Annotated in this window: 18 protein-coding genes and 1 riboswitch; of the genes, 10 read left to right on the forward strand and 8 right to left on the reverse strand. The window is 60.8% G+C overall.

Annotated features, from left to right (window positions below; all coding sequences use genetic code 11):
• Positions 1-160 precede the first annotated feature (160 nt).
• A complete protein-coding gene (locus ACUIAF_RS06625; protein WP_445338277.1) occupies positions 161-1636 on the reverse strand; it encodes an amino acid permease in 1476 nt (491 codons plus the stop codon).
• A gap of 96 nt (positions 1637-1732) precedes the next feature.
• Positions 1733-1911, reverse strand: a riboswitch (Lysine riboswitch).
• A gap of 173 nt (positions 1912-2084) precedes the next feature.
• On the opposite strand from ACUIAF_RS06625, the gene ACUIAF_RS06630 reads away from it, so the two are divergent.
• Entirely contained in the window at positions 2085-3041 is a 957-nt protein-coding gene (locus tag ACUIAF_RS06630) for a 3-hydroxyacyl-CoA dehydrogenase family protein (protein ID WP_198217349.1), read from the forward strand.
• Positions 3042-3059: 18 nt separating this feature from the next.
• On the opposite strand, the gene ACUIAF_RS06635 is transcribed toward ACUIAF_RS06630, so the two are convergent.
• Positions 3060-4520 (reverse strand): amino acid permease, encoded by a 1461-nt coding sequence (locus tag ACUIAF_RS06635; protein WP_445338278.1) that lies wholly within the window; start codon positions 4518-4520, stop codon positions 3060-3062.
• A 302-nt stretch (positions 4521-4822) separates the two neighbouring features.
• On the opposite strand from ACUIAF_RS06635, the gene ACUIAF_RS06640 reads away from it, so the two are divergent.
• The 8 genes from ACUIAF_RS06640 (at position 4823) to ACUIAF_RS06675 (ending at position 14131) form a co-directional block, all read left to right on the forward strand.
• Positions 4823-6313, forward strand: coding sequence for an amino acid permease (locus tag ACUIAF_RS06640; RefSeq protein ID WP_445338279.1), 1491 nt, complete (start codon positions 4823-4825; stop codon positions 6311-6313).
• A 160-nt stretch (positions 6314-6473) separates the two neighbouring features.
• Positions 6474-8288, forward strand: a complete 1815-nt coding sequence (locus tag ACUIAF_RS06645) for an FTR1 family iron permease (protein WP_445338280.1) — start codon at positions 6474-6476, stop codon at positions 8286-8288.
• A complete protein-coding gene (locus ACUIAF_RS06650; RefSeq protein ID WP_110417790.1) occupies positions 8285-8908 on the forward strand; it encodes an iron transporter in 624 nt (207 codons plus the stop codon). Before ACUIAF_RS06645 ends, ACUIAF_RS06650 begins: the two co-directional genes overlap by 4 nt.
• 13 nt (positions 8909-8921) lie before the next feature.
• Positions 8922-10196 (forward strand): Fe-S-containing protein, encoded by a 1275-nt coding sequence (locus tag ACUIAF_RS06655; protein ID WP_445338281.1) that lies wholly within the window; start codon positions 8922-8924, stop codon positions 10194-10196.
• A 22-nt stretch (positions 10197-10218) separates the two neighbouring features.
• On the forward strand, positions 10219-11529 hold the full coding sequence (locus tag ACUIAF_RS06660) for an ABC transporter permease (protein WP_445338283.1): 1311 nt from the start codon (positions 10219-10221) through the stop codon (positions 11527-11529).
• Positions 11530-11545: 16 nt separating this feature from the next.
• On the forward strand, positions 11546-12712 hold the full coding sequence (locus ACUIAF_RS06665) for an ABC transporter permease (RefSeq protein ID WP_445339179.1): 1167 nt from the start codon (positions 11546-11548) through the stop codon (positions 12710-12712).
• Positions 12713-12756: 44 nt separating this feature from the next.
• Positions 12757-13584 (forward strand): ABC transporter ATP-binding protein, encoded by an 828-nt coding sequence (locus ACUIAF_RS06670; RefSeq protein ID WP_445339180.1) that lies wholly within the window; start codon positions 12757-12759, stop codon positions 13582-13584.
• 1 nt (position 13585) lies between these two features.
• Complete coding sequence (locus tag ACUIAF_RS06675; RefSeq protein WP_445338285.1) at positions 13586-14131, forward strand: FMN-binding protein; 546 nt, start codon at positions 13586-13588, stop codon at positions 14129-14131.
• 70 nt (positions 14132-14201) lie between these two features.
• Here ACUIAF_RS06675 and ACUIAF_RS06680 read toward each other — a convergent pair whose 3' ends face one another.
• Complete coding sequence (locus ACUIAF_RS06680; RefSeq protein ID WP_445338287.1) at positions 14202-15491, reverse strand: class I SAM-dependent methyltransferase; 1290 nt, start codon at positions 15489-15491, stop codon at positions 14202-14204.
• 191 nt (positions 15492-15682) lie between these two features.
• Between ACUIAF_RS06680 and ACUIAF_RS06685 the strand changes: the two genes are divergently transcribed.
• Positions 15683-16093, forward strand: a complete 411-nt coding sequence (locus ACUIAF_RS06685) for a DUF4186 domain-containing protein (RefSeq protein ID WP_445338289.1) — start codon at positions 15683-15685, stop codon at positions 16091-16093.
• Positions 16094-16102: 9 nt separating this feature from the next.
• On the opposite strand, the gene ACUIAF_RS06690 is transcribed toward ACUIAF_RS06685, so the two are convergent.
• From ACUIAF_RS06690 to ACUIAF_RS06710, 5 genes are all read right to left on the reverse strand, one after another.
• A complete protein-coding gene (locus ACUIAF_RS06690; RefSeq protein ID WP_445338291.1) occupies positions 16103-17761 on the reverse strand; it encodes an MFS transporter in 1659 nt (552 codons plus the stop codon).
• A gap of 179 nt (positions 17762-17940) precedes the next feature.
• Positions 17941-18834 (reverse strand): 3-hydroxyacyl-CoA dehydrogenase, encoded by an 894-nt coding sequence (locus ACUIAF_RS06695; protein ID WP_110417783.1) that lies wholly within the window; start codon positions 18832-18834, stop codon positions 17941-17943.
• A 215-nt stretch (positions 18835-19049) separates the two neighbouring features.
• Positions 19050-19943 (reverse strand): 3-hydroxyacyl-CoA dehydrogenase, encoded by an 894-nt coding sequence (locus ACUIAF_RS06700; protein WP_015022614.1) that lies wholly within the window; start codon positions 19941-19943, stop codon positions 19050-19052.
• A gap of 301 nt (positions 19944-20244) precedes the next feature.
• Entirely contained in the window at positions 20245-20640 is a 396-nt protein-coding gene (locus ACUIAF_RS06705; protein WP_015022613.1) for a VOC family protein, read from the reverse strand.
• A 486-nt stretch (positions 20641-21126) separates the two neighbouring features.
• Positions 21127-23199, reverse strand: coding sequence for a glycoside hydrolase family 31 protein (locus ACUIAF_RS06710; RefSeq protein ID WP_445338294.1), 2073 nt, complete (start codon positions 23197-23199; stop codon positions 21127-21129).
• Between the last annotated feature and the right edge of the window lie 4 nt (positions 23200-23203).

The following is a 23203-nucleotide window of genomic DNA, read 5'->3' on the forward strand; positions in this document are numbered from 1 at the left end:
TCGTACTGAAATTGCGATTCCTGATGTACCGGCCGGATGCCGGAATAGGTTCATATGGCCGGGTCCTTGAGCCGGTCCTCGAACGCTTAGGGAGTCTATGCCATTGGTATGGCCTTTCGACTCCCTTGGTCACAATGTGTCATGGTAGTTGGCAAACCTGTCATGGCGATTCCGGATCTCCGCTCAAATCCATCGTCTCCAGGGGCACAATCCGGGTATGGTTCCGGACCTTGTAGCCCAGGTAGAGCGCGAGTACCAGAGGCACGCTGATGTAGGTGACGCCGATCTCCTGCCAGTTCCAGTTGACGAAGGCCTCGAAGTTCTGCCCGCCGATGACGATGACACATAGGACAAGGGCCAGGATGGGCCCCAAGGGGAAGAGTTTGGCATGGTAGCGCAGTTCATCAACCCGGTGGCCCTGAACCACCCAGGCGCGGCGGAAGCGGTAGTGGCTCAGGGCGATGCCGATCCAGACGATGAATCCTGTCAGCCCCGAGGCGGCCACCAGCCACATGTAGATACGCTGGCCGAAGATGCTGGCGGCGAAGGTGGCCAGGGAGACCACGAGAGTGGCGACCAGCGAGGCCATGGGGATGCCGTGACGGGTGGTGTGGCCGAAGAAGGCCGGGGCGTAATGGTCCTTGGCAAGGGCGTAGAGCATTCGGGTGGAGGCGTAGACACCCGAGTTGGCGGACGAGAGGACCGAGGTCAGGATGATGGCGTTCATGACGCTGGCTGCCGAGGCCAGACCCGCCCGCTGGAAGACCAGGGTAAAGGGCGACATGGCGATGTCTCCTTGCGCGGAGCTGAGCAGATTGGGGCTGGTGTAGGGGATCAGCGCGGCGATGACGAAGATGGACAGGATATAGAAGAGCAGGATCCGCCAGAAGACATCGTTGATGGCCTTGGGAACGGCCCGGGCTGGGTCCCTGGACTCGCCGGCTGTGACGCCTATCAGCTCGGTGCCTTGGAAGGAAAAGCCCGCTATCAGAAAGACGTTGAGAATGGCGGGGAATCCTCCCACGAAGGGGGCGTCCTTGTAGGTGAAATTCCCCAGGCCCACGGCCGGACGGAACATGATTCCGCAGATCATGGCCAGACCGATGACCAGGAAGACGATTACCGTTACCACCTTGATCAGGGAGAGCCAGAACTCGGTCTCACCAAAGGTAGACACGGTCAGGGCGTTGATCAGGAAAATGGTCACCAGGACCAGCAGGCTCCAGACCCAGCCGGGGGTGTGGGGCAGCCAGTACTGGATCAGCAGGGCTGCGGTGGAGATGTCCACAGCCACGGTGATGGCCCAGTTCAGCCAATAGTTCCAACCCATGGCGAATCCCAGAGCCGGATCCACATAGCGGGCGTTGTAGGAGGCAAAGGAGCCGGAAGTGGGCAGGTGGGTGGCCAGCTCGCCAAGACTGGTCATCAGGAAGTAGACCATGAGGCCCATGGCCGCATAGGCCACCAGCGCGCCTCCCGGTCCGGCCTTGGCAATAGTGGAGCCGGAAGTCATGAACAGGCCGGTGCCGATGCAGCCGCCCAAGGCGATCATGGTGACGTGTCGGGTCTTGAGGTTGCGTTGGACCCGGTCGTCGGATGTGGAGGGGCTGACCTTTCCGCCCTGCCTGGTCGCCATGGCTGCTCTTCTCCTCGAACTGACCTGAGAGCCCTATGACGACGGTTCCGGCCAGTTCCGCTCAGGCGGAATCCAGACGCATTGCCTGTCCGTGACACTGCACATAGCGCTCCGCAACATGGGGTTGCGACAGTCCCGGACCTGTTCGACCCGGGCCCAACGGGACGGATGGGCGGATCCGTGCCGTTTCGGCCGAACTTCCTTTCGCCGGGAATACGCGACACCGCACTGTCTGATCCCGGTTACTGATAGGTTCGGCGACCTCTTCAGTGATTTGCAATTACCGGTCAGCATAGAGGGATTCTCAGACAAGGCCCAAACGGATCCCTTGTCTTCGATGATCGATAGGCAGATCTGCAATGTCCCTGGCCATGCTGAGCGGTCCTGGTCATGCCGGTCGACTGTCTTAGGATAAGTATGAATTCGTTAGGAAAGAAGGCAGCGACTGATGAAGGTCGACGACATCAAGGTAATCGGCAATATCGGAGCGGGGACCATGGGGCATGCCACGGCGCTCCAGTTCGCCATGCAGGGGTATCCGGTCCGGCTGGTGGACTCCAGCCGCCAGGCACTGGACCGGGGGAGGGGATTGATCGAGCATGATCTGGATACCTTCATCGGTGCTGGGTTGATTTCCCAGGATCAGAGGGAGAGCGTGCTGGATCGGATTCAGGAGGACACTGATTACGGCATTCTGGCTGATGCCGACTTTGTCATCGAATCCGTCTTGGAAGACATGGATGTCAAGCACCAGGTTTGGCAGCAGGTGGAGACCATAGTTGGAGAGCAGACCATTCTGGCCACTAACACCTCGGGACTGGGGCCCACTGAGATCGCCTCGGTACTGCGGCATCCTCAGCGGTTCCTGGTTGCCCACTTCTGGAATCCCGCCCAGCTCATGCCCCTGGTCGAGGTGGTGCCTGCTGCGGACACCGACCAGGGCGTGGTGGATACCACGGTTGAACTCATGAACCGCATCGGCAAGCATGCCGTGGCGCTATCCACGGAATCACTCGGATTCGTGGGCAACCGCATCCAGGCGGCGGTTATTCGGGAGTGCCTGAATATCGTGGAACGGGGGATCGCCACACCGCAGGCCGTCGATGAGATCGTCACCTACAGCCTGGGTCGACGGTGGAGCATCCTTGGACCCATCGCCAGCGCTGATCTGGGAGGATTGGATGTCTTCGACAATATCTCCAAGTACCTCTACGACGATTTGGACAACCGTCCTGGCGAGGACCCGATCTTGAAGGCCAAGGTTCAGGCAGGGCAGCTAGGCGCCAAGAGCGGTCAGGGGTTCTATTCCTGGCAGGGGGCCGAGAGCCAAGCCATGATCGCCGACCGCGACCAGCGGCTGCTGGAGGCGCTGGTCGCGGACCGCAAAAAGGAGAAAGACCGCTGAGTTCTTCCGCTTATATCACTACCGCGCTCGCCCCTGGGTCAGCTGATAGGCCACCAGCAGGACGATCAGCCAGATGGGCCCGGCGATGACGGCCACCCGGTAGCTGGGCGAGAAGCACATGAGCACCACGATCATGGCCAGGAAGGCCAGGACCGCCCAAGGGGTCACCCGGGCAAAGGGCAGCTTGAAGTGCAGGGCGTTCAGAGCGCTTTCGCCGGTCTTGCCTGCCAGGTCGCCGGGTCCCTCGCCACGGGCAACAGCACGCCGGAAGAGCATCTCGGTCACCATGATCATGGACCAGTTGATGATGGCCGAGATCGTGGCGATGCTCATGAGGTAGTTGAAGGCGAACTGCGGCCAGAGGAAGACCACGACCACGGCCAGGGCGATGATGCAGGCCGAGGTCAGCACTCCTGTGTAGGGCACGCCTCCCTTGGACAGCCGTCCCAGATACTTGGGGGCATTGCCCTGCCGGGCCAGGGAGAAGAGCATGCGGGAGTTGGAGTAGAGGGCCGAGTTGTAGACGCTCATGACCGCAGTCAGGCAGACGAAGTTGAGGATGCCTGCGGCTGCGTGGACTCCCACCGAGTCGAAGATCTGGACGAAGGGGCTGACGACCATGCCTTGCGCGTTGGGCTTGCCGATGGCATTCCAGGGGACTACGGCCATGATCACCCCAAGCGTCAGGATGTAGAAGACCAGAATCCTCCAGATAATGGCGTTGGTGGCCTTGGGGATGGTCCGACGGGGATCGGAGGCCTCCCCGGCGGTGATGCCGATCAGCTCGGTGCCGCCGAAGCTGAACATGACCACCGCCAGCGACATGAGCAGGCCGGTCCACTGGCCGTTGGCCCCGTGCCTCATGAGTCCGTTGGGCAAGAACCCGCCGCCTACTGTGAACCAGTTGGCGAAGGATGCCCGCAGACCGTTGGCCGTGGGCAGGGCCATGACCACGACGGCCAGGCCGCCGATGATCATGGCGACGATAGCTGCGATCTTGATGATGGCGAACCAGAACTCGAACTCGCCGAACTTGCTGACCCCCATAAGATTGGCTGCCGTGATGACCACCAGGAAGAAGGCCGCAGAGACCCAGGCGGGTATTGCCGGGAACCAGAAGTTGACGAAGGTGCCCACTACGGAAAGTTCGACCATGGATACCAGCACGTAGTTCATCCAGTAGTTCCACCCCGATACAAAGCCCGCGCGCTTGGACCAGTAGCGGGTGGCGTAGTAGCTGAAAGCGCCGGACTTGGGGTCTTCCACGCTCATTTCGCTCATGGCCCTGACGATCATGAAGATGGCCAAACCGCCTATCAGATAGGCGATGATGATGGCCGGCCCTGCCAATGAGATGGATTCCCCGGACCCGTAGAAGAGTCCCGTCCCGATGGCGCCGCCCAGCGAAATGAGCTGGATGTGCCTGTTCTTCAGGGTTTTGCGCAGGTTCTTGCCCTGCGGCTCCTTGGGTTGATCCATGGGGATGTCGTTCCTTAGTTGGTAGTTGTCAGCTGAATGTGACCGGCTGACAGGGCCAACCCTATAGGAGCCGGTCCGAGCGGAATGAGCATGCCTTTGCATTGTGGAATATAGACGTCCGCCATATGAGACGTTCAATTCACCGAATCGTGACCGCCGGGTCCTACCATGGGCGTCGGTGCCTGCCGCCTGCTCCCGGTTATCGACACCTCTGTGGTATTGCTGACCTACCGGCCTCGACGGGACGTCCCTTCCTGGACGGCGATGATTAATGGGTTGTGAAGACAAGGAGGTGCAGTCGCATGAACCGTACGGGCAATGGCCCTTTGGCGCAACAGAATCAGGGTGACAGTGCCTCGGCAGGCGACGGTATGGAACGCGGTCTGAGCAACCGTCATGTGCAGTTCATCGCCATCGGCGGCACCATCGGCACCGGGCTCTTCCTGGGGTCGGGCAAGTCCATAGCCCTGACCGGGCCCTCCATCATCCTGGTATACATCGGCGTCGGTGTGATCATGTACCTACTCATGCGGGCCATTGGCGAGCTCATGTATCGCAGCCCCGTACAGCACACCTTCATCGCCTTCATCAGCCGCTACCTGGGCCAGGGGTGGGGGTCCTTCGCCGGTTGGTCCTACTGGATCGTGCTCATCCTGATCGGCATGTCCGAGCTGACCGCCGTGGGCACCTACTTCGTCACCTTCTTCGGCACCTTCGGCATCGATCTGAGCGCCTGGCGGGGTCTGATCGAGCTCTGCTTCCTGACGGCCATGGTGTGCATCAACCTGATCGCCGTGAGGGTCTTCGGGGAGACCGAGTTCTGGTTCTCCATGATCAAGATCACCCTGATTCTGGCCATGATCGCCACGGCTGTGGTCATGGTCATCACGGGATTCCACTATCCCGCCGTCCACATGCCGGGACAGGACGGGATCAGCCCGGCCGGCCATGCGGGCCTGGACAACATCACCAACGGTTTGAGCCTGGCTCCCAACGGGTGGATGGCCTTCTTCATGAGCTTCCAGATGGTCTTCTTCGCCTACGAGATGATCGAATTCGTGGGGGTAACCGTCTCCGAGACCCAGAATCCCCGCAAGGTTCTGCCCAAGGCCATCAACCAGATCATCCTGCGCGTACTGATTTTCTACGTGGGCGCCCTGGTCGCCATCATGCTGATTGTGCCCTGGCGATCCTTCCGCCCCAACGCTGACGGCAGCTTCACCTCGCCCTTCGTCATGGTCTTCCGCTACGCCGGGGTGGACTGGGCGGCCGCATTGGTCTTCTTCGTGGTCATCACGGCCGCCAGCTCTTCGCTGAATTCCCTGCTCTACTCCGCCGGCCGCAACCTCTTCCAGTTGGCCGCCGCCGGCCGCTCTCCTGTGATGCGTAGCCTGCATACGATTTCGCGCCGCGGCAAGGTGCCCGCCCGGGCCATCATTCTGTCCGGAGTGCTGATCCTCTTATCTCCGGTGTTGCATATGCTGCCCGGCTTCGAGAACACCTTCGTCCTGTTCACCTCCTGCTCCAGTGCGGTCATCATCTTCATCTACATCCTGACCCTGCTTGCTCACCGCCGCTACCGGACCAGCCCGGACTTCATGCCTGATGGGTTCATCATGCCGGCTTACCGGGTGACCGGAGTCCTTGCCATCGCCTTCTTCGTCCTGATCTATCTCTCGCTCTTCCTGGCTCCCGACACCCGGTATCCAGCCATACTGGGATTGGTCTGGCTACTGGTATTCGGCGGCATCTGCCTGTGGAAGCATAAGGGTGAGCCGTTGTCGGTAGACTGACCGTCTGCGAGCGTGGGCGCATTATATGGCCTCAAAAGGCTATAAACAAGTCTGTTTTTCCATTTGCGTTTGGGCTAGATTGATTTTTCGGTAGTTGTCAAATCGGCCTTCGTTTCTCGCAGGTTCGATTACGAGGGACTGACGAAGGAGATCATCGCCCATGGTTGCACAGGTCGGCAGGACGCGAGTGGCCAGGACCGCTGGCTCTCTGCTCTCATGCCTGTTGCTGGCCCTGATGTTCCTGGTCTTGCAGACTCCGCAATCGGCCATGGCGGCGAGCGGGGCCACGGACTATGGCAGCTGGACCCAGGTGGCTGGCTCAGTATCCCATCAGTTGGATAGAGGGTGCGAGGACTATGCCCGGGGGGATCGTGCCGGGGCGGCCTCGCAATTCATGGGGGCCTACAACGTAAGCTATGTGGGATCCGGATTCGTCTCGGTGGTCGAGTCGACCCTGGGGCAGGACAGGCGCAACGCTCTGGATGGGCAGTTCCAGTCCCTGCAGAATCAGGCCTATGCCCCGGATGCCGGGCAGGCCCTGACCCAGGGCAGCGAAAAACTCAAGACCGATCTGGCCGCTGCGGCCACCCAGCTGGATGCCACCCAAGGGTTGGCCAATCCCCGTGCCTACGCCCAGGCTCAGCAGGAGCAGATCAAGGCGGACCGTCGAAGGCTGGACGCGGCCAAAAAGCATCGGAACAAGGGCAAGGGCGACCGGACCTGGACCCAGGTGGCCCATGAGATGACGCCCATCCTGGATCAGGCGCTCGCCCAGGCATCCAAGGGGCATGGTCAGGCGGGATCCGACCTGGTCAACAAGGCTTATTACCAGTATTACGAAAAGCTGGGCTTCGAGAAGAACGTCATGAACGCCATCAGCGGCAACAGGGTCTCTCAGGTGGAATACCAGTTCAAGGAGACCCGGATGGCCATGGTGGCGGGCAAGCCGGCAAAGACCCTGGTGAATGACCTCAAGAGCATGCTGGTCGAGGACGCAACCATTCTGGACGGAGGCGCCGCGGACAAGGTCAATGGGTGGACGTCCTTCCTGACCTCCGCCTTCGGCCAGGCCTTTGTGGTCCTGTTGAGGGAGGGGCTGGAGGCAATCCTGGTGGTGGCGGCCATCATTGCCTACCTGGTCAAGTCCGGCCATAAGGACAAGGTTCGGCACATCTACTGGGGCATTGCAGCCGGCCTCGTAGCCAGCGGGCTGGTGGCCCTGCTCTTCACCCTGCTCTTCAACGGGAATGGTCCCCAGCAGGAGATTCTGGAGGGCGTGGTGGCCTTGGTGGCCATGCTCATGTTGCTCTACACCAGCAACTGGATGCTGTCCAAGTCCTCTGTGGAATCCTGGAACCGCTATATTCAAAGCCGGACCGTGGCGGCCATCTCGAAGGGCAGCGTGATCTCCCTGGCCCTGCTCTCCTTCCTGGCGGTCTTCAGGGAGGGTGCTGAGACGGTCATGTTCTACCAGGCCATCTTCGCCATGGCCCCCGGCGGCAGGCGGGAGATTTGGACCGGTTTTGCGGCTGCCGCCGTGGTCCTGGTCATCGTCTTCGTGCTCATCCGCTTCACCTCGGTCAAGATTCCCATCCGGCCCTTCTTCATCATCACCAGCCTGCTCATGGCGGTCATGGTGATCATCTTCGCCGGGGGCGGCGTCCATGCCCTGATCGAGGGCGACCTGGTGCCGGCTACCTACCTGCCCGGTGTGCCCACCAGCGACTGGATCGGGCTGTATCCCTACACGCAGACCATCGGCGCCCAGATTCTGGCGGCCCTGGTCGTGGTCGTGCTGGCAATTGTGTCGACCCACCGCCTGCACAAGCAGGAGCGGTCGCGGTCGAATCAGGACTCCGGCGGGTCGCCGTCGGCACCCGTCCATCGGACGGAAACCGAGCAGGCCGCCGAAGGGGCTGTGCCCTCTGAGGTCACGGCATCCATGCAAACACCGAAGAGCGAAGGACAATCATGAAGAAGAGACAATTGACCGCCTTGGTCGCGCTGGTGCTCTCGGGCACCCTGGCCCTGGCGGGGTGCGGCTCCAGCGGGTCAGGCACCCGTGAGGCCCAAGCGCCTGAGGCCTCCGGCGCCTCCCAGTCCTCGGCGGGCAAGGGGGCCGGGTTCGAGGAGATCCCCATCCCGCCCGACGATCAGCAGAAGGGTCCCCTGAACATCGGCACGGTCTTCTTCCAGCCCATCGACATGGAGCCCGCCTCCATGGGTCTGAAGGCGGCCGATGCCAGCCTGCACCTGGAGGCCGATATCCACGCCCTGCCCAACAACAACCTGGGCTATGCCAAGGGCGAGTTCGTCCCGGATCTGACCGTCAACTACACCATTCAGAACAAGGATGACCCCAACGACAAGCAGTCCGGCACCTTCATGCAGATGAACGCCTCGGATGGCCCACATTACGGGGCCAACATCAAGATGGAGAAGGCCGGATCCTACAAGCTGACCTATTCCATCGACTCTCCTGAGAAGAAGGGCTGGATGCTGCACGTCGACCCGGAGACCGGCGTGAAGGGACACTTCTGGACCGAGCCCATCGTGGTCAGCTGGGACTGGGACTACACGCCCCATCAGTGGTAAGCTGCCATGCACCATGCTTGAGCAATTTGTCACGGTCTTGCCGGGGACGCTGGCCCCGGCCCTCCTGGTCATGGTATTCAGCGTGCTGCTGGAGGTGGGCGAGGGCCGCGATCGGCCCCGTTCCTCCTCCTGGCGACTGATCGGCCTGGGGGTCGGCGTGCTGGGGGCGTTGGTCTTTGCCCTCTTGCGCGCCACCGTGATCATCAACCGCCGGACCATGGTCAACTATCCGACCCTGGTAGCCTGCGTTCTGACCGACCTGGCGGCCATCGTGGTGGTGGTGGTCGCCGACCGGCTGGTCTCGGACTGGCATCGTCGCCCCTGGGCCATGGATCTGGTCAACGCCCTGGCGGCCCTGGCCATAGCGCTGACCACATTCCGCGCCCTGCCCGATGTCATCCTGCAGCTTACGGCCTTTGTGGAGCCGGGGGAGCCGGTGCTGACCTCGGCCATGCTCCTGCGGGCCCTGGGCTTCCTGCTCGGTCTGGCTGCCGCTGTGACGGTGGCTGCCATTCTGAGGACCATGCATACATCCTGCCCTCGGATGGCCTTTCGTCTGGCCGCCCTGCTCATGGTGGTCCTGCTGCTGATCCGGCACGGCGTAGCCCTGGTGGCCCTGATGCAGACCACCGGCCTGGTTCTTCTGCACGGCTGGGCTTTCCGGGTCATGGCCCTGGGTTACAACGCCGACCTCATCCTGGTGCTTGCCCAGGTTCTGGTCTTCATCATTCCAGTCCTGGCCTGCCTGGTCGCAGGCTGGCGCATGCCGGTGACCGGAGCCTCCACGGCCGACGACCGCAGCCACCGAGCCTTCCGCCGGAGGGCCCTGGCATCAGCGGTCTGGAGCCTGGTGGCCATGATCGGCGTCACCCTGGCCCTGACCGTGGGAACGGCCAAGGCCCACCAAGTGCCCGTGCTTTCGCCTCCGGAGCGGTATTCCCTGACTGCCCATACGGCTACCATCCGTTTCTCCCAGGTGGAGGATGGCCACCTGCATCGATTCAGCTACCGGGCCAAGGACGGCACCGAGATGCGCTTCATCATCATCCGCAAGAATGGCGCAGCCTATGGGGTCGGGCTGGACGCCTGCGATAATTGCGGGGATGCGGGCTACTACGAAAAAGACGGCAAGATCATCTGCAAGAAGTGCGACGTAGCCATCAACCTGGCCACCATCGGGTTCAAGGGCGGCTGTAATCCCGTTCCCTTGCCTTACAAGACAGGCCGAGGGGCCATACTGATCAGCACCGCCGACCTGGATGCCCTGTCATCGCACTTCAAGAGCTGAAAAAAGGGAAGGAGCGGTTGGTATGTTCTTCATGCGCATGATGCTGCGGTCATTCAGCCGCCAGTTTGGGCGAAGAATGCTCATCGCCGTCACGGTTTGCCTGTCGGCCTGCGTAGCTACTGCCATGCTGGGGGTGGTCTTCGATGTGGGCGACAAGCTCAACGCGGAACTGTCCACCTATGGATCCAATATCACGGTCCAGGCCAAGGCGGATGCCGTGGTCTCCGACCTCTACGGCGACCAGGAGGGCGGCCCCTCAGGTGACGAGTCAACGCCGACCGCCTTCCTCAAGGAGTCCCAGGTGCCCAAGATCAAGACCATCTTCTGGGCCTACAACATCACCGACTTCGCCCCCCGCCTGGACCTTCGCGGCACTGTGGACCAGGCCGCCGCCCCCCTGGTGGGCACCTGGTTCGGCCGGACCGTCAAGGTCGACAGCGGTGAAAGCAGCACCGCAGGCCTGAAAGGTCTTCGGCCCTGGTGGAAGGTTCAAGGCCGCTGGCCCAAGGATGAGGCCGTATCCGGCGGCAAGTCTGAGGCCATGATGGGCAAGGAGCTGGCTGCACGACTGGGTGGCCGTCAGGTCGGCGACCAGGTCAAGGTGGGTCTGGATGGTAAACAGCAGACTGTCACCATTGTGGGCATCTTCGACTCCGGTGATGCTGATGCCGCCTCCCTCTACCTGCCCACTCGGCCGTTGCAGGAGATGTCCGGCCTGACCGATCAGATCGACCAGGTGGAGGTCAAGGCTCTGACCACGCCAGAGAACGACCTGGCCCGAAAGGCCGCACGAAACCCTGCTGCCCTCTCCCAGGACGAGTGGGAGACCTGGTACTGCACGGCCTATCCCTCATCCATCGCCTACCAGATCGAGGAGGCCATCCCCGGGTCCATGGCCAAGCAGGTCAGACAGGTGGCGGCCCTTCAGGGCGATGTTCTGCAAAAGACCCAGGCGGTCATGATTCTGATGACCGTGCTCAGCCTGCTGGCGGCGGCCATAGCCGTGGCCAACCTGATGGCGTCCTCCATAAGCGAGCGGTCCTCGGAGTTCGCCCTGCTCAAGGCTCTGGGTGCCACTGACGGGGCCGTGTCCAGACTGGTGCTGGCCGAGACGGCCCTGATTGCCCTGGTCGGGGCTCTGGTCGGTGCTCTGCTGGGCTCCGGAGTGGCTCAGATCGTGGGCAGGGTGGTCTTCGGCTCAGGCATCACCATGCGACCCATGGTTTTCGTGCTGGTTTTCGTGCTGCTGGCCCTGACCGTGCTGCTGGCATCCATCTCGTCCATCAGATCCATTCTGCGGCTTCGGCCGGCGGAGGTGCTTCATGGCCGCTGATCGCCATAAGAGCCATATGACCAACACCCGCATGTTCCTGACCATGCTCTTCGGGGCCGTCTTCCGTCGTCGAGGCAGGGCCCTGATGGCGGTGGTGGCCTCCCTGGTAGGGGCGGCCACACTCTTCTGCCTGGCGGCGGTCTGTATTGAGGCCCCTAGGCAGATCAACCAGGAGATGCGTTCCTACGGGGCCAACCTGGTCGTCTCGCCCATCCAGGGAGGCAATCGGTCCGGGTCCGGCATCGAACAGGGCATGGTGGACCACACCACCCATATGGTGACCGCCAAGGCTCCGGCAAGGTACGCCACCTATCGATATGAGACGGTGCAGGTCAATGCCGGGGCCCGAGAGATGGCCGGCATCCACCCCGACCAGGTTCGTCAGCTCAACCGCCACTGGAGCGTGGAGGGTTCCTGGCCCCGGCCTGGTTCGGTCATGGTGGGGCGGGACCTGGCTGATTCGCTGGGGCTGACCACCGGCAAGCGGATGACCATCGGCTATCCGGCCGGACAGGTCACCGGCACAGGCAAGGCCGGAGGCCAGGGCCGTGATTTTCGAGTGGGCGGCATCGTCGATACCGGTGGTCCAGAGGATCGGATCATCTACGCCGACCTGTCTGATCTGGAGCTCCTGACCGGGGCCAAGCGGGGCACCGATGTCATCGAATACTCGGTCAACACCATGACCTCGGGGCTGAAGACCATCGCTGCCGGCATCAACGACATGACCTCCATGGGGGTCAAGGCCCGGCCGGTCACCAGGATCACAGCGGGCGACAGCCACACCATCGCCATGCTCCAGTCGCTTTTCTGGCTGGTTTCAGTGGTGGTGTTGGTCCTGACCTTCGTGGGCGTGGGGACCACCATGGCCTCCATCGTCTCCCAGCGGCGCAGCGAGATCGGCCTGCGCAAGGCCCTGGGCGCTTCCTCGCGGGGGATAGCCATGGAGTTTCTGGCTGAGTCGGCCTGCTACGGATTGGCTGGAGGTCTGATCGGCACCGCTCTGGGCTATGGTTTCGCCCGGCTGCTCTGCCTGTCCGTCTTCCAGCGGCCGCTGGGCTTCAACTGGTGGCTGGCCCTGGGCACGGTCCTGCTGAGCGTGGCCATATCCATGATCGCATCCATCCGGCCGGTCCTCCGGGCTTCGCGTATCGACCCGGCCCTGGTTTTGAGGGAGGAATGACAATGACGCAGGCAAAGGTGAGCGAGTCCCAGTCGGGCGACGGCATGCTGCTGGATCTGGACCATGTTTCCAAGATCTATGGCGATCTGCATGCTCTGGACGACCTGAATCTGAGCGTCCCGCAGGGTCAGTGGCTGGCCGTGGTGGGGTCCTCCGGCTCAGGCAAGACCACGCTGATGAACATCCTGGGCTGCATGGACACCCCCAGCCGCGGCTCGGTCCGCCTGCAAGGGCGGCCGCTGGAGGATCTGAGCCAGTCCCAGTTGGCCGATGTGCGCAAGAACGTGATCGGCCTGGTCTTCCAGAAGTTCTACCTGGTCCCGCATCTGACCGCCCTGGAGAACGTCATGGTGGCCCAGTACTACCACTCGGTGGTGGATGAGGACCAGGCCATGAAGGCCCTGGACCGGGTGGGTCTGGCGGATCGGGCCCGCCACCTGCCCAGCCAGCTTTCGGGCGGCGAGCAGCAGCGGGTCTGCGTGGCCCGGGCGTTGATCAACGAGCCCAAGCTGATCCTGGCTGACGAGCCCACCGGCAACCTGGACGAGGCCAATGAGCGGATTGTGCTGGACCTCTTCCGGCAACTGCATGACCAGGGGACCTCCCTGATCGTGGTCACTCACGATGCCCTGGTGGCCTCATGTGCCCAGCGGGAGATCATGCTCAACCACGGGGTGCTGGCCGGCGAGCAGTGGAATGATGAGGAGGCCAAGCGGGCCTACCTGGCAGCCGGAGGCCGGCCGGCCTTCAGTGGGGCTTCTGGCGACACCGGGGACCAGGATATTCCTGTAGGCTTCCATGACCCCACTAAGATGGCCAAGACAGGTGGGTCTCTGCCGGGATTGGCCGCTGAATCAGAAGGAGGACGCTGAGATGGCCAAAAGCAAGTCTCGTGGGCTGGCCACGGCCTCGGCAACGTTGGCGACTCTGGTGGCGGTCGGCTCACTCCTGGGCGGTTGCGGAAGCCAGCAGGCCAAGCCCATGGACGACGAGTTCGCCGGATCGGGCGCCGAGTCCAGCTCTGCTCCAGAGTCGGGAGCCGGCGCTGCGGGCGAGGGCAATCCCACGGCCGTCTCCCGTGATGGGCTGCCGACCGCTCCGGCTGACACTGGCAATTATCACGATGGCACTTACGCCCTGACGGGCAGGTACGGCCATGACGGGGCTGACAGCATCGATGTGGATCTGGACCTGTCGGGAGGCCAGGTGACCCGGGTCCAGGTCCAGGGGCATTCGGATTCGCCCGTTTCGCGCGGTCACATGGAGCGCTTCGCCCGTGCCGTGCCTGGAGTAGTCCAGGGGCGCCCGCTCAAAGACCTCAAGGTGGACAAGGTGGCCGGAGCCAGCTGGACTTCGGATGCTTTCAACAAGGCTCTGGACCTGGCTCGGCTGGAGGCTTCGGCGGACAGGTCTTCCTGAGTTCTGAGCTGTATGGTGGCGGAAAGGAAAAAGGCGAGGAATCGAATCCTCGCCTTTTTCTTCATATCAACTACCGGTCCCACCAGGGCCGCAGCGGGTAGGTGTCCGTGCCGGTCTCGGGATCGGGCTTGATGCACTGGAACTGGTGTATCTGAATGTTGTCGAGCTCGAAGTTGAGCCGCGCGCCGGCCATATACAGGCCCCAGAGCCGCGCCTTGGGCTCGCCCACCATGGGCTTGGCCTGGTCCCAATGCTCCTGGAGGTTCTCAGTCCAGTGCTTGAGGGTCAGTGCATAGTGCTGGCGCAGGTTCTCCTGGGTGATGACCTCGAAGCCGGTGTCCTGGATGGCCAGTTCGATCTCGGCCGGGCTGGCCAGCTCACCGTCGGGGAAGATGTAGCGGTCGATGAATCCGCCTGCCCGCTTGTGGTCGTGGGAGTTGGTGCGGGTGATCTGGTGGTTGAGCAGGATGCCGCCCGGACGCAGCTTGTCCATCATCTCCTTGAAGTAGGAGGGGTACTGCTTATAGCCCACATGCTCCATCATGCCGATGGAGCAGATTCCGTCGAAGTCGGACTCGGGCACGTCGCGATAATCCATCAGCCGGACCTCGGCCAGATCCTGCAGACCCTCCTGGCGGATCCAGTTCTGGGCCCACTCCACCTGCTCCTCAGCCAGAGTCACGCCGATGACGTGGATGCCACGGCGGGCGGCCGCGATTGCCATGGAGCCCCAGCCGCAGCCGACGTCCAGCAGACGGTCGCCCTTGTTCAGGTGCATCTTGTCCAGGACCATGTTCAGCTTGTGCCACTGAGCGTCCTCCAGGCTGCCGTCCGCCTTCTCGAAGACGGCACAGGTGTAGGTCATGGAGGAGCCCAGGAAGAGCCGATAGAAGTCGTTGGACTGGTCGTAGTGGTAGCTGACAGTGGCTGCGTCGCCCCGGCGGGTGTGGGGACGGATGCCCTCAGACAGTCGCTTGGCCAGCGAGGGCCCTTCGATGGCCGGTGGCTCGGGCACGCGCACTCCGTGAGAGAAGACAGCCCCTGCTGCCCGGGCTAGCTCCATCTTGCTGGGGTGCTTGACGAAGTGCTTGAGACCCATCAGTTCCTTGAGAACCTGGTATGGGTTGCCTGGCAGCAGCTCGGGAGAGTCCAGATCGCCCTGCAGGTAGGCGCGGGCCAGACCCAGATCGTTGGGATTTTCCGTGATGTAGTACATGGCACGGGAATTCTTGACTTCCAGATGCAGTGGCGCTTGCTTCTGTCCGAAGACCGACCCATCGAAGGCGGTCACCTGCACAGGCGCGTCAGGGGTGAGGAAGAGCCCGATCATCTCGGCTACAGTCATCTTGCTTTTGGCCATAAAGCCCCCTTGTTCGTGACCCGGACATGACGGAACACGGCGGGTCGAGTAGTTGATGAATATAGGTACTGTCCTCACCCTACCCCCGACACTGGTCCCTGCCGGTCCTATGTTCGGTGAATTATTCCGCATGGGAAACCTTGCCTGGGCACAGACTGTTTGGTAAGGCTGAATACGGAGGCGAGCAGGGAATGACCGACAGTGGATCAGCTATGCGTGGGGCGGATGAAGCCTGGATTCAGGACACTCTTGCCAGATTGGGGCATTCGCGTTTTCGGGCTGGATTCTCCCTGTCGGCCAAGGATCGCGCCTATGCTCGCGCCAAGGGCAGGAATACCATCGACCGCCATGCCCATGAGATGCTGGCCAAGCGTGTGGGGCCTGCCCATCCGTTCAAGGATGGCAAGCAGACCCCCTACCGCGGGCATCCGGTTTTCACGGCCCAGCATGCCACGGCCACCTGCTGCCGGGGGTGCATCGAACGCTGGCATCACATCCCCCGCGGACGGGCCTTGAACGATGCGGAGGTGGATGCCCTGGCCAAGCTGGTCATGGCCTGGATCGAGCGCGATTTGGTGGATCACCCGGTTCGCTCGGCCTGACGAAGGTCGCTACTTCTTGTTCCTGGTGCCTGTGTGGGAAAGGCCCAGAAGTTTGCGTGCCTCTGCTGCCAGCTTTTTCGGTGTCTTGCGCACACCGCTCTCTTCGGCATCCTTGATGATGGTCTTCACATCCAGGTCGGGATTGCGGTCCTGGGTGGCCACCAGGTCGCGTGCCTCCTGCCGGTTGAGCACGGTGGGCAGGGTTCCGGGCATGGGGCGCCGGGCGGTCTCGGCCAGGAAGAGCACGGTGATCAGACCGCAGGTCGAGGTGAACATGATCCAGTAGGCAGGTGCCAGGGACTTGCCGGTCGCGGTCACCAGCCCTTCCATGATGACAGGCGCGGTCCCGCCGAAGACGGCTACGGCCAGGTTGTACGACAGTCCCATGCCGCCGTAACGGGACGCGGTTGGGAAGAGAGCCGGCAGGGTGGATGCCAGGTTGGCCACGAAGAAGATGACTGGGATGGCCAGCAGGACCAGTCCGCCGAAGACAGCACCCGTGGTTTCATGCTCCAACAGTCGGAAAGCGGGCAGGGACAGGCACAGTCCAGTGAATGCTCCCATAAACAGCACCTTCTTGCGGCCAAAGCGGTCGGAAAGGGCTCCGGTGATGGGGATGCAGCAGGCCACCATGAGCAGGACCGGCAGGGAGAGCAGGTTGGCCTGGGCGGTGTTGTAATGCAGGGTGCCCGACAGGTAGGTGGGCATGTAGGCGGTCAGCGTGTAGCTCAGGGTGTTGGCCGCGGCCACCAGGATGAAGGCCATGAGCAGTTCCCGCCAGTAACCCCGGATCAGGTCCAGCAGGCTCTTGTGCTGGCTCTTGGTCTTCTCATCGCTGGCATCCTGGGCCTGACGGAAGGCAGGGGTGTCCTGGACCTTGGCCCGGAAGTAGACCGCGATGGCGGCCAGCGGCAGGGCGATGATGAAGGGGATTCGCCAGCCCCAGGCCAGCATGGCCTGCGGGGAGATGGAGAACTCCAACAAGGAGACCAAGGCTGCTCCGAAGGCGTAGCCCAGGTAGGATCCCACATCCAGCAGGGAGGCGAAGAAGCCGCGATGCCGGTCCGGTGAGTATTCGGTGACCATGGTCGAGGCGCCTGCATACTCGCCGCCTGTGGAGAAGCCCTGGATCAGCTTAAGCAGGATGAGCAGGATGGGTGCCAGGGGACCGACAGCCGCATAACTGGGAAGGAGACCAATCAGCAGGGTGGCTGCGGACATGCTCAGCAGGGTGAAGGCCAGAATGCGCTGGCGGCCGACCTTGTCGCCCAGCTGGCCCAGGACCACGCCGCCCAGAGGCCGGGCGACGAAGGTGACAGCGAAGACACCAAGAGAGAAGAGCCGCTGCACGGCATCGGATGCGTCGGACAGGAAGACACGGCCGATGGTCACCGCCAGATAGCCGTAGACCCCCACGTCGTACCATTCCATGAAGTTGCCGACCACGGTGCCGGCGATGGCCCGCTTGAGGGTGGATCTGTCCACTACGTTGATGTCGGTCAGGTGCAGGCGCTCGCTCCAGCCCCGATGAGGTCTGGGATTTTGCTTGCGAGCCCTGCGTTTTTCCGCGGCCTGCTGCTTCTTGATTTGCTTGGCTGCCTGCCTATCGCGCCGTTCCTGCTCGTGATGGCCGCTGTCAGCAGCCGAAATTTTATCGTCCTCTGCCATTATTCCTTCTCCGGCCACAAGGCCGTTGTTCGTCTTTTCCGCCTTTGTGAGTTCCCTGTCTGCCTCTTCCTCTAGCGGTTTTCACAAAAATGCCATAAATACACAGCTTACCACGCCTCATGATGAAGGCTATGGTGGACCCGGCTCCGGCCCACCACAGCCCACTTGGTCGGATTTGATCAGACCTTGAGGAATCCGGGGTCCCGGTAGTCGGGATCAGGATACTGGTAGAAGCCCTGACCGGTCTCTTCGCCCAGCTTGCCTTGGTCTATCATGGCCTTGAGCTTGTCCAGGAGGGGCTTGGCTTGAGGATTGTCACCCTGGCGCTGGCAGAGGATGTTGTATGCGGTCCGAAGGCCGACCATGTCGTAGAAGCCGAAGGGTCCCTTGGGCGCGCCAGTGGCAATCATCCAGGTTTTGTCGATAGTCTGTGGATCGGCCACATCGTGCGCCCATAGCATGCCGGCGGCGCCCATGAGTGGCATCAGCAACGTGTTGAGCACATAGCCGGGCTGTTCCTTGTGCAGCTGGATGGGGACCATGCCAATTTCCCGAGCAAAGGAAACGATTCGGTTGTAGATGTCCGGATCCGTTTGATCGGTTCCCATGATTTCAGCAGTATTCATCAGCCAGATCTGGTTGGCGAAGTGCAAGTTCAGGAATTTGTCTGGCCTGCCTGTGTCGGCTGCAAAAGTGCTGGGCACGTAGGTGGAGGAGTTACTGGCGAAAATAGTGTTCTCGGGTGCCAGTTTGGCCAGGCTCTGGTAGAAGTCGTGCTTGATGGAGGGCTTCTCGGGAATTGCCTCGATAACCAGATCCGCGTTCTTGACTGCCTCGCTCAGGTCGGTGGTGAAGCTCATTCGACCTAACCCGGCATCAAACTGTTCGTCTGTTGCTTTTATGTCGCGCTTATAGGCGGCACGAAGCGCTTTGACCCGTTCTCTGGCCGCTGCTACGGCATCGTCTCCGATGTCGTAGACCGTGACATTTTTGCCTTTGAATGCACATTGATAGGCGATCTGACTGCCCAAAACGCCACCACCGGCGACGGTGACCTGTTCGATCTCTGTCATAAATGACCTCTTTCATTGTGTCGGCACCCTTCCTTGGATGCCTGATTCAATGCTAGTAAAGAGGCGCAGTCGGCGGTTTGCGAGGGTTGGCGAGCAGCTTGACGGTTAGATTCGCTTGAAAATCGGCAGTGAAAACAGACCCTCCCATTGCGGGGAGGCGAGTTGCGTTGTGGTCCCCTGCAACGGGTGGGTCCTGTTTGGTGAAAACGGTTCTCTCAGGCCTTCAGGAAGTCAGGATCAGCAAAGGCGGGGTTGGGATAGGTGTAGAACCCTTCTCCCGAATCCTTGCCGGTCTTCCCCTCGTCCATCATCTTCTGGATCTTCTCCAGGAAGGGCTTGAAGTCAGGGTTGTCTCCCCGCTGTTCCTTGGTGATATTGAAGGCGGTCCGCAGTCCCACAACGTCAAAGATGGCAAAGGGTCCCATGGGTGCACCTGTTGCGATCATCCAGGTCTTGTCCACGGTCTCCGGATCCGCGATGCCCTGACCCCAAAGGTAGGAGGCGGCTTCGAGCAGGGGGATGAGGAGGGTGTTCAGGACGTATCCGGGCTGTTCTTTCTTCAGGACGATGGGAACCATGCCGATCTCCTTGGCATAGTCCACGATCTCATTGAAGACCTTGGGGTCGGTCTGATCGGTGCCCATGATCTCAGCCGTGTTGTACAGCCAAACCTGGTTGGCAAAGTGCATGTTCAGGAACTTGTCCGGCCTGCCCGTGTCAGCTGCGAAAGTGCTGGGCACGTAGGTGGAGGAGTTGCTGGTGAAGATGGCATCCTTGGGGGCCAGCTTGGCCAGGTTCTGGTAAAGGTCATGCTTGATTGAGGGCTTTTCCGGGACTGCTTCAATGACCAGGTCAGCGTCCTTGACGGCTTCGGCCATGTCGGCTGTAAAGGACATATTGTTCAGCCCGGCGTCGAATTGTTCATCAGTGGCATTGATGTCGTGCTTGTAGGAATCGCGCAGATTCTTGACACGCTCCTCGGCGGCCGCCACAGCCTGGTCGTTGATGTCGTAGATCGTTACCTTCTTACCCTTGAAGGCTGATTGATAGGCGATTTGGCTGCCAAGCACCCCACCGCCGGCAACCGTGACATTATGAATGTTCGTCATAGAAACCTCTTTCCATAGCAATGCATCCGTCCTTGGATACTTATTCCATACTACTTGCAGTACCTGGGATTATTCTGGGTGTCCCTATGTTCCTGAAAGGCTGGAATAAGGGGATAAATCACGGTCTTTTCGGCCGTTCAAGCAAGCGTGTGAAACAGTGAGAATTTTGTCGCTTTGCTCACATGAGTGTTCTGTGGCAGTCGTCGTTGGGGTGGGGTTGAGAGCTGCCATATAACCCGATCGGCCATCTGCATTCCTTGCTATACACGAGAGGGAAGAGTCGCCGGCCTTAGGAGGACAGTCAGAGAATCTGGCAGAACTCGATGGTCTCCTGGTTGGGGCCGATAACGTTGAAGTAGCGGATTCCCTGCTGCCAGAAAGTGGGAATGGACTGGATGGCCTTCTCTCTGATGGTCAACCCCATCTCCAGGGCATGCTCGTAAGCAGCATCGATGTCTGGCGTATCCAGTGCCCAGTGGTTGATGGCCCCGGTGCGCATGGGCGCAGGCTCGCCCTCCCAGGTCTCGATGGTCAAATGTCCCAGGCGCAGAAAGGCGCATCGATTCTCTTCGTTGGGGTAGATGCCGACCAACTCGAACCCGAGTTTGTCGGTGTAGAAGTCGATGGTCTCGTCCAGATCACGGGCGACCATGCCCGAGTGCTGCAGGTCCTTGGCATAGTCCGACATTGGTCTCATGATGGCCGCTCCTTTGGTGATTTGATGCTGCGATGCTTCCTTGCATCTACTCTAGGCGGTGGTGCGTGTGGAGATGGGGCGAGATGGAAAGTGGAACAGGCTTCGTAGCCTGAACCTTCAGAATCCTCCAATGTCCTGCATGAAGGCGAACAGGTTCTCAGTGTTAACCGAGAGCTGGGAGGCGACAGTCGGTACTTGGGACGTTTCCAGAGGCGATTGTGGCCGTATACCTCGTTACGAACCTTGTCGACGATTGTCACTTGGTCCTTGTTAGCCAGAACCTCCAGTGTCGCCAAAACGTTGCTGACAAGGCGAACTGAGGGTTGTAGTACCGGTTGTTGCACAGGGTGGAATATGAGCGTGAAAGCTTAATGAAATTGGAAACGGGATGAATCATGTCTCGATTGAATAGGAAGTCGGGCCAGGACGAGCGGTCCTGACCCGATGTGAATGACGATGAGCTTCCGTGACTATGTGACGGATAGATCAGAGTATGCCCAGCAGCTCGTGGTTTCTGCTGTCCCTTGCGAATACCGGCAGAGTATCCAGCGGGGCTTCTGCAGTAATCGTCTGACCCCCGTTGTACATCGCTCCGTCGCGAAGATCCTGCCACTGCGTAGTCGCGTCCCCAGGCAGGTAGACCTGTCGGGATCTGGCTCCTTCCTCTACCACGGGGGCTACCAGCAGATCAGGTCCGAGCATATACTCGTCGGCGATATCGGAGGCAGCGTCGTCATTGGGGAATTCGTAGAACAGTCCTCTGATGAGCGGCTGCCCGTCCTCATGTGCCTGGGCAAACAGCTCACGCAGATAAGGGCGAAGATGCTCTCGGATCCTGATGAACTTGACATAGATGTCTTCGACGGACTTGCCGTAGCTCCATGGTTCATTGCTCGCTCCGGAAGGTAGTCGTCGTTCGCCTTGCGCCGTAGTGATGGCGGTCTTGGTGGTCCCATCGGGGTGGTGCTGGCTACGGTCACCGTGATTGCGCATGACGGGCGAGAAGCAGGAGAATTGCGCCCACCTCAATAACAGTTCACGGAAGGTGGGATCGTCGATATCGCCATTGTGGAAGCCACCCAGGTCGGTGGTGAACCAAGGAATGCCGGCCATGCCCATATGGATGGCACAGGTGATTTGTGACCTGAACGCCTCGAAGGTGGACGCCACATCGCCCGACCATACAAGAGCCCCATATTGCTGGGATCCGGCCCATGCGCATCTGGTGAGGTTAACGATCTGTCCCTGGCGCCCATAGGCCAGCTGCCCCTCGTAGAACCCCTTGTTGTATTCCCGTGGATACAGATTGGCTGTCTGCTGAGCAGGTCCGGCCCAGTAGCGGTAATTGCTGAAATCGTAAGTGCCATACTCCGGTTCGGCTTCATCCAGCCAGAATGCGTCGACGCCGACATCGGCGTAGTGCTCACGGCATTTCTCCCATACATATTGGCGGGCTCTAGGGTTGGTGGCGTCGTAGAACTGGCTGGGTCCCTCGAACATCATGCCGATGTCTTCGCCGTGGTCTGCCCGTACCAGCAGATTCTTGGCTTTCATCTCTGGATAGTTTTCAGAAGTCAGTGCTATCTGCGGCCAGACTGACACCATGAGTCGGATCCCCATCTTGTGCAATTCGTTGCTCATGCTGACGGGATCTGGCCAGAATTCGTCCTCGAACCTGAAATCACCCATGTGAGGCCAATGGAAGAAGTCGATGACAATGAGGTCCAGAGGGATGTTGCGCTTTTTGAACTCTCTGGCAACCTCCAGCAATTGATCCTGGTTCCAATAGCGAAGCTTGCTCTGCCAAAATCCAAGACCCCATTCAGGCATCTGAGGAGCATGGCCGGTAGCGTCTGCGTAATGGGCCATGATAGAGCGGTAATCGGCACCGGCTGTAACCCAGTAATCAATCTGTCGAGTGCTGTCCGCCGACCATTGAGTCTTGTTTTTCCCAAAACTGACGGAACCGACGGCTGGATTGTTCCAGAGGAATCCGTATCCGCAGCTGGAGACGACGAAGGGTATGGAGACTTGCGAGTTCCTATGGGCCAGTTCGAGCGTGCAGCCTTTCAGATTCATGATGTTCTGTTGATATTCGCCCATGCCGTAGAGACGTTCGTTTTCCGGAGGGACGAACGTTACCTTGACCTGGTGGTCGCCTCCCACGATGGGAGTGAAAGAACGCGCTCTTAAATTCAGGGAGCCGCCATCGTTCATCTCGCTGAAGAGCAGCTTGCCGTCGGTGCGCCAAAAGCTGAGCAGGCATTTCGGCTCGGTATAGCCGCTGCCGCCGTAAACGCCATCTGAGGCCTGTGCTTTGACCATTAGGGATCCGTTGATTATGGTGGCCTGGCCTTGCTGGTCATCGATGCTTATACGCACTGCCTCTGCAGGCTCGTGGTGGTCGTGTAAAAGCCCCCAGTCCAGGTCTTCAGGCTCGTGCATCTGCGAGGATCGGACGCGTATCGAATCTGTTCCCCAGGGCTCGATGCGAAGGTATTCGCCGTCGCCTGTCCACTGCAGCGCCTGGCCGTCGGTGGTAAATGTTGAATGTTGCATTGAT

This window comes from Bifidobacterium sp. ESL0822 (genome assembly GCF_052606675.1).

Coding starts and splice junctions, on each gene's coding strand:
- ACUIAF_RS06665 (WP_445339179.1), top strand. CDS start 11,546: ATGACCAACACCCGCATGTTCCTGACCATGCTCTTCGGGGCCGTCTTC.
- ACUIAF_RS06645 (WP_445338280.1), top strand. CDS start 6,474: ATGGTTGCACAGGTCGGCAGGACGCGAGTGGCCAGGACCGCTGGCTCT.
- ACUIAF_RS06655 (WP_445338281.1), top strand. CDS start 8,922: ATGCTTGAGCAATTTGTCACGGTCTTGCCGGGGACGCTGGCCCCGGCC.
- ACUIAF_RS06705 (WP_015022613.1), bottom strand. CDS start 20,640: ATGAGACCAATGTCGGACTATGCCAAGGACCTGCAGCACTCGGGCATG.
- ACUIAF_RS06690 (WP_445338291.1), bottom strand. CDS start 17,761: ATGGCAGAGGACGATAAAATTTCGGCTGCTGACAGCGGCCATCACGAG.
- ACUIAF_RS06625 (WP_445338277.1), bottom strand. CDS start 1,636: ATGGCGACCAGGCAGGGCGGAAAGGTCAGCCCCTCCACATCCGACGAC.
- ACUIAF_RS06670 (WP_445339180.1), top strand. CDS start 12,757: ATGCTGCTGGATCTGGACCATGTTTCCAAGATCTATGGCGATCTGCAT.
- ACUIAF_RS06635 (WP_445338278.1), bottom strand. CDS start 4,520: ATGGATCAACCCAAGGAGCCGCAGGGCAAGAACCTGCGCAAAACCCTG.
- ACUIAF_RS06710 (WP_445338294.1), bottom strand. CDS start 23,199: ATGCAACATTCAACATTTACCACCGACGGCCAGGCGCTGCAGTGGACA.
- ACUIAF_RS06640 (WP_445338279.1), top strand. CDS start 4,823: ATGAACCGTACGGGCAATGGCCCTTTGGCGCAACAGAATCAGGGTGAC.
- ACUIAF_RS06675 (WP_445338285.1), top strand. CDS start 13,586: ATGGCCAAAAGCAAGTCTCGTGGGCTGGCCACGGCCTCGGCAACGTTG.
- ACUIAF_RS06650 (WP_110417790.1), top strand. CDS start 8,285: ATGAAGAAGAGACAATTGACCGCCTTGGTCGCGCTGGTGCTCTCGGGC.
- ACUIAF_RS06685 (WP_445338289.1), top strand. CDS start 15,683: ATGACCGACAGTGGATCAGCTATGCGTGGGGCGGATGAAGCCTGGATT.
- ACUIAF_RS06660 (WP_445338283.1), top strand. CDS start 10,219: ATGTTCTTCATGCGCATGATGCTGCGGTCATTCAGCCGCCAGTTTGGG.
- ACUIAF_RS06695 (WP_110417783.1), bottom strand. CDS start 18,834: ATGACAGAGATCGAACAGGTCACCGTCGCCGGTGGTGGCGTTTTGGGC.
- ACUIAF_RS06680 (WP_445338287.1), bottom strand. CDS start 15,491: ATGGCCAAAAGCAAGATGACTGTAGCCGAGATGATCGGGCTCTTCCTC.
- ACUIAF_RS06630 (WP_198217349.1), top strand. CDS start 2,085: ATGAAGGTCGACGACATCAAGGTAATCGGCAATATCGGAGCGGGGACC.
- ACUIAF_RS06700 (WP_015022614.1), bottom strand. CDS start 19,943: ATGACGAACATTCATAATGTCACGGTTGCCGGCGGTGGGGTGCTTGGC.